The sequence below is a fragment of the Vibrio genomosp. F10 str. 9ZD137 genome (genome assembly GCF_049974785.1).
GTDB lineage: Bacteria > Pseudomonadota > Gammaproteobacteria > Enterobacterales > Vibrionaceae > Vibrio.
This window is the reverse complement of the sequence record NZ_JBNGCJ010000776.1, coordinates 1-6,536: the sequence shown is the minus strand read 5'-3', so window position 1 is coordinate 6,536 and position 6,536 is coordinate 1. Positions and strand designations below refer to the sequence as shown.

Sequence of the window (6,536 nt, the reverse complement as noted above, 5' to 3'; positions counted from 1 at the left end):
GATGGCCCGACAAAAGAAGCTGATATACATAATATTAGAGTCACGCACCGAGACAAAACCTACTCCAAAGTCAGTAAGCTCAATCTATCACTCTATTTTGAAACGGGAGACGAAAACTTATTACCGACCGTGACCATGGGCGATACGATTTATATTCCAGAAAAAAACAAGAATTGGTTAGATCGCTCGAAAGAGTCAACCATACGTGTGCTTGGTGCGGTCAATAAACCCGGTCGTTATGTTTTTGACGACAACATGACCATCTTAGATATCCTTGCAGAAGCTGGTGGTCCAAGTGATAACGCTTATGTTGAAAAGATTTCTGTCGTCAATATGTCTTGCTGTCAGGGACAGGCTAGAACATTTGATCTGATTGAGTTCAGCCGTACCGCCAATATAAGACAGCTTCCTGTTTTGCGTGCTGGTGACACCATTTTTATCCCAGACCAGAGTGAAAGCTTCATGGAAAAGGCCCGTGTAGGTCTAACCGATATACTCCGCCTAACCACTACGATTGTACTAATAGGAGCGCTCTAATGGCTATTCCTGCGACCCATGCTGAAATTGAACAAATTTATTTGTCTGCAGAACTTTCTGGGTGCAAATCACTGTGCATCACCGCTTGCCAATCGCTAGATGGCGTCACTTCAGTCGCTAGTGCTTTGACTGAACGATATATGCTAGCAGGACATAACGCATTATTGGTCGACTTAAACATGTTTAATCCCGCCTTTAAAGAGCTCACCATAAGCCCAGAAGGGAATACGCAGTTGATAGAACATGTCGACAGCCATCGATTGTTCACCGGTGTCGCGATACCGAGCGATCAATCCACACAACTTGCGTATAAAGATCCGACCTTTATGAGCCACGCAGTAAAAAAATGGCAGGGTCAATTTGATCGAGTGATCATCGATACCTCTCCGTTATTACAAATTAACCGTGGCAATATACCCGCACAGAGTGTCGCCAGTGCCTGTGACAAAACGATCCTGGTAGTAAAAGGAGGCAGTACCACTTCATCTCATATCAAAAAAGCGGTCGAACTCTTGAGCAGTGATCAAATAGATTTGCTCGGCACCGTGCTCAATGTAAAAGATCAACCGACTTTAAGTGCCGAAATTATTCGCGAGCTAAGACGCATTCCTTTCCTCCCCAACAAGCTTAGAGTCAAACTCGAAAATTGGCTGAGCCGAAATGAATTTTTGTCATTATCTGCCTGACTTTAATCCTCACTCTATCTCTTCAATCTTTGTTTAGGTTTAATCTAGAATAGTTCGGCGTTACTTTCTTGCTTCTTGCTTCACCCTATCGTTATAAGTGAATAAGTGAATTTATCGCAGCTTATTGATAAATTGAGCTTATTCACATCACAAAATCGCTATTCATTCACCTCTGCGTTGCCAAAATATCAGAATTTTTTTCATACTGGACTATCATTTTAATAATGAATAAGTGAATGCTGACCAGAGAGAAATTAACCATTGAGCGTATCAAGTGAACTACCCGAATCTATCTCTAAGTACGTTGATGAATCGATATTGAATCAAATGATTGCTGACACCAGCGCAGACGTCATACCGATCTTAATCGATCATTATGTTGAAGAATCTGCGCTTCGGTTAAGCAACATCACCGAGGCAATGAACAGCAAAAATATGGAACAGCTTGAATTTGAAACACACACATTAGGAAGCGCGGCTTTCGCCCTGGGTAACCGCGCGCTTGCAGAACTCGCTAGAGAAATTGAAAAGCAGTGCTTACACAAGCAATTTGACGTTGCGCTTGATCGTATCCCACTGCTGCTGTCTTTGGCCAAACGTTCTATTGACGCCTTGGTCATGAGAAAAGATTTAGGATTTGTAGACGCTTAGATTATTAGACGAGTTTGATTGCCCTTATTCATTTTCCAACTTATAGATGTGTTCATTCTATAAAGCGTATCTCTATATTAGTTAAAAGGACGTAGCAGATGAGACCCAAAGTACTACTCGTAGAAGATTCAACATCGCTTGCTGTGCTTTATAAGCAATACGTCAAAGATGAACCTTATGACCTATTTCATGTTGAAACAGGCAAAGAAGCCATCGCGTTTATAGAACGTAATGTGCCAGAGCTTATTATTTTGGATTTAAAACTCCCCGATATGTCGGGTGAAGATATACTGGACTGGATTGGTGAAAACCAAATTCAAACCTCCGCTGTCATTGCAACGGCTCATGGTTCGGTTGACATTGCCGTCGGTCTCATTCAGAAAGGGGCGAAAGATTTTCTAGAAAAACCCATCAAAGCCGATCGCTTAAAAACGTCCATTTCACTGCACTTGAAGCAGGCAAAGCTTGAGCACCTTGTTGAAGATATTGAAGCAAGATTCGATCGTAACCGATTCCACGGTTTCTTGGGTGGATGCCTTTCCATGCAAGCGGTTTACAAGATTATCGACTCCGTTGCCCCCACCACGGCAAGTGTTTTTATTCACGGTGAAAGCGGGACCGGGAAAGAAGTTTGCGCAGAAGCGATTCATAAAGAAAGCCAACGTTCAAAAATGCCATTTGTCGCTATTAACTGTGGCGCAATACCTAAAGACTTGATGGAAAGTGAAGTCTTCGGCCATGTTAAAGGCGCCTTCACCGGAGCGACGAGTGATAGAAAAGGCGCGGCGTCAATGGCAGATGGCGGCACATTGTTTCTTGATGAGTTGTGCGAAATGGACTTGGACATGCAGAAGAAGCTTTTGCGCTTTTTGCAAACAGGCACATTTACTCCACTCGGTGCGACAAAGGAGGTCAAAGTTAATGTACGGATCTTATGTGCAACGAATCGAGATCCACTTCTTGAAGTTGAGGAGGGTCGATTCAGAGAAGATCTTTACTACCGAGTGCATGTCGTCCCGATTGAAATGCCGCCTTTGCGTGAGCGTGAAAATGACATCGTTATCCTCGCCAATCATTTCCTGAAAGTCTATGCGAAAGAAGACCGTAAAAAGTTTACTGGTATCAACAAAGATGCAGAACTGCTGCTTAAGAAATATCAGTGGCCGGGAAATGTTAGGCAACTGCAGAATATCATTCGTAATATTGTGGTCTTGAACGACGAAGCCAAGTTATCCGTCGATCACCTACCCGCTCAAATTCTGGCAACTAAACAATTGGCCACTAAACAAACCGCTAAGCATGTTCCCAACCACACACATAAAGACGCCTCATCGCCCAGTCATGAGAGAAGAACAGAGGAGGTAGCTCTAGTATCCGCTCCCTCGCCTGCGCAGGATGCTTTGATGGCGTCCCATGACAGTCAGGAATCGACTGCGTCTAAAGCATCCGCCATTAGACCCATGTGGCAAATAGAACGCGAGACCATCCAAAATGCAATAGATTATTGTGATGGAAACGTCCTAAGCGCGGCCGTACTGTTAGAGCTAAGCCCGTCTACGGTCTATCGCAAGAAGCAAGCTTGGGAATCGGATGATGAACACAGCACTGCCTGAACCACTCGACGATAAAAGGGTTTGGCTTATCATCGATAGCCTGACATTTGGCGGTATCGAAACCCATGTTTTTGAACTTGCCAAAGGATTAAAGGTATTCGATGTTAACGTTACCGTGGTGTTTGTTGCCCATTATGGACAGCCCGCTCTTCTCTCTGAAAAGCTAGAGCAAGCGTCGATACCTTTTTTTTACTTAAACCATGCCTTTCCTGCGCGTAGTACATTCCAATCACTGACGTCCGCAATAGTGTTTCACAAACCTATTCTTATCCACGCGCATGGTTACAAAGCAAGTATCTACACTCGACTGGCGCGCTTTGCCACTCCAAAAGTATCATTCAGACACATTTCTACTTATCACGCAGGGGAAACACCAAAGGGTCGAGTGAAAATCTATGACTTTGTTGATCGGTACACCTCGATGTTGTCTCACGCCTGTTTATCAGTCAGTGATTTAATAAAGAAAAAAATCCCAACCCCCACTTTTACTCTCAATAACTTTATCGATACGGCCGATGTCTCACAATCTAAGGGCTCTGAAATCGCGTTTGTTGGACGCATGAGTAGTGAAAAAGCCCCCGATCGCTTTTTAGACTTGTCCTATCAAAACCCTCAATATCACTTTCATTGTTATGGCAGCGGCCCGATGGAAACCGAGCTAAAAAGTCGTGCGCCCGCTAATCTTGTCTTTCACGGACACCAGACCAACATGGATTCGATTTGGCAAAACATTGAACTTCTTGTGATTCCATCCCGATATGAAGGATTGCCCATGGCCGCACTAGAAGCCATGGCCCGAGGCATACCTATTCTTTGTACCAATGTGGGAGACTTGAACAAACTGATTGAGCACGATATCAATGGGTTCATAACGAATAACGAGGCCGAACTCAATCAGTACCTGGCATTGTGGATCTCAAAGAGCGAGTCCGAAAGAGCATCTATGAAGGTGGCCGCGATACATAAAGTAGTCGATCAATATTCAACCCACAGCGTTCTTCCTCAGATATTAGCCATTTATCAAATATGATTCTCAAATTGAGAAACACGAACCCTCACAACGCCATAATATAAAATATAGCTATATATCAATGACATGTGATGGCATTCTTCATGGCACATCAATTGCAATAACCCCTTGTAAGAGAAAAAGTAACTTCTCGCTGAGATAAGGGGCCGAATATGAAACTAGCAAAAAACATACTCTTTGTTCATTGCGGAAACGATGACCATAAAGGCAATGAAAACAGCCTGCTTGGTATCATCGCAAACATCGATCGCGCTCGTTTTACCCCATTTATTTTGACAAACAGCTCGTTACTTCACGAAAAAATGCGCCAGATGGGTATTCATAGTGAACTGGAGCCTTTTTCAATACTGCTTGGCTGGTCAAGCCCACGGTTCAACATTCGTCAGTGGTTGACGCAAGTTAAATACGCAAAAGCCTACATCGCTAAAGCTAATATTGATTTAATTCATGTAAACAGCGGAGCGCCTTGTCAGTGGATGTATACGGTTGCCAAAGTCACGAATACGCCAATGATTACTCAATTACACTCTGACTACTCTGCACGCGAACGTATCACGTTAGGTCTCCATCACTCGCCTAGAATCATTGCAGTCAGCAAATCAATCACACACCAACTCATCAAAGAAGGTTACCCGCAAGCGCGTTTATCCATTGTTCCTAACGGAATCGATGTGGATCGGCTTGAAAAACAAGGCGCGGTAGACATAAAAGCCCAACTCGATATTGGTGATGATGCTTTTACCTTTGTCACCGTGTGTTCTCTGGTTCACCGAAAAGGGGTCGACCGCCTACTTCTTGCGATGCGTCACTTGGTTATGGAATACCCACACGTTCACCTGGTTGTTATTGGTAATGGGCCTCAAAGAGAGCAATTAGAGCAACAAACTGACTACTTATACCTGTCGGATAATGTTCATTTTGTTGGCGAGCAACGTTACGTACAAAGTTGGTTAAAAGGTGGCAATGCCTTTGTGAGTGGCGCTCGTAAGGAGGCATTCAGTCTCGCGATTGCTGAAGCTGCTCTTGCTGGGCTTCCTATCATCGCGCCTTATGAAGGGGGGGTTCCTGAAATACTGGAACATAAAAAAACCGCCATTTTTTATAAAAACACCAGTGGCACGTGCCCAATACTGAATGCGATGCGAGCGGTGGTTAAAAATCCCAAAAGTGCACAGGCCATTGGACTTCATGCTAAAGAACACATTTTGAATAACCATACCGCTGTTCAAAATATTAGAGCGATCGAGAAAATATACACAAAAGCGATGGCCGACAATACGAACGACACTGTAAATCTCGTCGCTCCTAGTTGGGTATCGCTCAACCCAATCAAGACCTTTCTAGCGGATCGTTTTGCATAATAACGTGATGATAAATAAACAGAATAAAAACCAGACAAACACGCATGAAATGAAAATGTTATTTGGCGCACTAAACGCTCTTTTATAAAAAAGAGCGTAATCACAAAGGCGAACATTATGATCATTGATAGACTTCCCAGTTCCCTAAAAAACATGCTGACGTATGCGGTAAGTATTTTTTTAGTCAAAGGCATTTCATTGATCATGCTGCCGATCATGGCTCAGTTTTTGTCTCCAGCACAGCTCGGAAAACTCGAGTTACTGGCGACCACCACGGTATTTCTGAGCTTATTGGTTGGCTTGGCGATGCATGAAAACCTCTATCGTTTCGTCGGCGAACTGAAATGCAAAGTCGAGCAATTTAACAAGGTGAGCCAGCTTTATACGTACGCGGTAATGCTGTCGCTCATGGTCGGTTCTATCGTCACCATTGTTCTATTTTTACTTCCCCCTCTTCAATCGGTGTTTACTGTCCTCGATATTGCGCTTTTGTGCACGGTGCTTGGCTTTGAGAGTGCGCTAGGGATAAGTATGGCGTGGTTGCGTTTTAAAGACCGAGCGACCTCATTCCTAGTGATCAGCGTGGTTAGCACGATATTTCAAGTGTCAGCCATTGTCGTCGTTCTGTATATCGCCCCGGTTGTTACCTATATTTATG

General features: G+C 43.8%; 6 protein-coding genes and 1 pseudogene. All 7 read left to right on the top strand.

Going from position 1 to position 6,536, the window contains the following annotated elements; translation table 11 throughout:
- Nucleotides 1–537, top strand: a 537-nt coding sequence (locus tag ACP45E_RS18135; protein ID WP_198927756.1) for an SLBB domain-containing protein, incomplete at its 5' end; no start/stop codon positions are given.
- On the top strand, nucleotides 537–1,223 hold the full coding sequence (locus ACP45E_RS18130) for a hypothetical protein (RefSeq protein WP_017033369.1): 687 nt from the start codon (nucleotides 537–539) through the stop codon (nucleotides 1,221–1,223). The genes ACP45E_RS18135 and ACP45E_RS18130, both read left to right, overlap by 1 nt.
- A 327-nt stretch (nucleotides 1,224–1,550) precedes the next feature.
- Nucleotides 1,551–1,874, top strand: coding sequence for an Hpt domain-containing protein (locus ACP45E_RS18125; protein WP_017038567.1), 324 nt, complete (start codon nucleotides 1,551–1,553; stop codon nucleotides 1,872–1,874).
- A 98-nt stretch (nucleotides 1,875–1,972) separates the two neighbouring features.
- Nucleotides 1,973–3,487 (top strand): sigma-54-dependent transcriptional regulator, encoded by a 1,515-nt coding sequence (locus ACP45E_RS18120; protein ID WP_017038566.1) that lies wholly within the window; start codon nucleotides 1,973–1,975, stop codon nucleotides 3,485–3,487.
- Entirely contained in the window at nucleotides 3,468–4,517 is a 1,050-nt protein-coding gene (locus ACP45E_RS18115; RefSeq protein ID WP_017033372.1) for a glycosyltransferase family 4 protein, read from the top strand. The genes ACP45E_RS18120 and ACP45E_RS18115 overlap by 20 nt, the downstream gene beginning before the upstream one ends.
- A gap of 152 nt (nucleotides 4,518–4,669) precedes the next feature.
- Nucleotides 4,670–5,878: a glycosyltransferase gene (locus tag ACP45E_RS18110; RefSeq protein ID WP_017038565.1), complete on the top strand. Its 1,209-nt coding sequence runs from the start codon at nucleotides 4,670–4,672 to the stop codon at nucleotides 5,876–5,878.
- 117 nt (nucleotides 5,879–5,995) lie between these two features.
- A pseudogene (locus ACP45E_RS18105) lies at nucleotides 5,996–6,536 on the top strand (oligosaccharide flippase family protein); the annotation flags it as partial.

Excerpts from the sequence above, each read along its gene's own strand:
- ACP45E_RS18120 (WP_017038566.1), top strand. The coding sequence starts at position 1,973 with ATGAGACCCAAAGTACTACTCGTAGAAGATTCAACATCGCTTGCTGTG.
- ACP45E_RS18110 (WP_017038565.1), top strand. The coding sequence starts at position 4,670 with ATGAAACTAGCAAAAAACATACTCTTTGTTCATTGCGGAAACGATGAC.
- ACP45E_RS18130 (WP_017033369.1), top strand. The coding sequence starts at position 537 with ATGGCTATTCCTGCGACCCATGCTGAAATTGAACAAATTTATTTGTCT.
- ACP45E_RS18125 (WP_017038567.1), top strand. The coding sequence starts at position 1,551 with ATGATTGCTGACACCAGCGCAGACGTCATACCGATCTTAATCGATCAT.
- ACP45E_RS18115 (WP_017033372.1), top strand. The coding sequence starts at position 3,468 with ATGAACACAGCACTGCCTGAACCACTCGACGATAAAAGGGTTTGGCTT.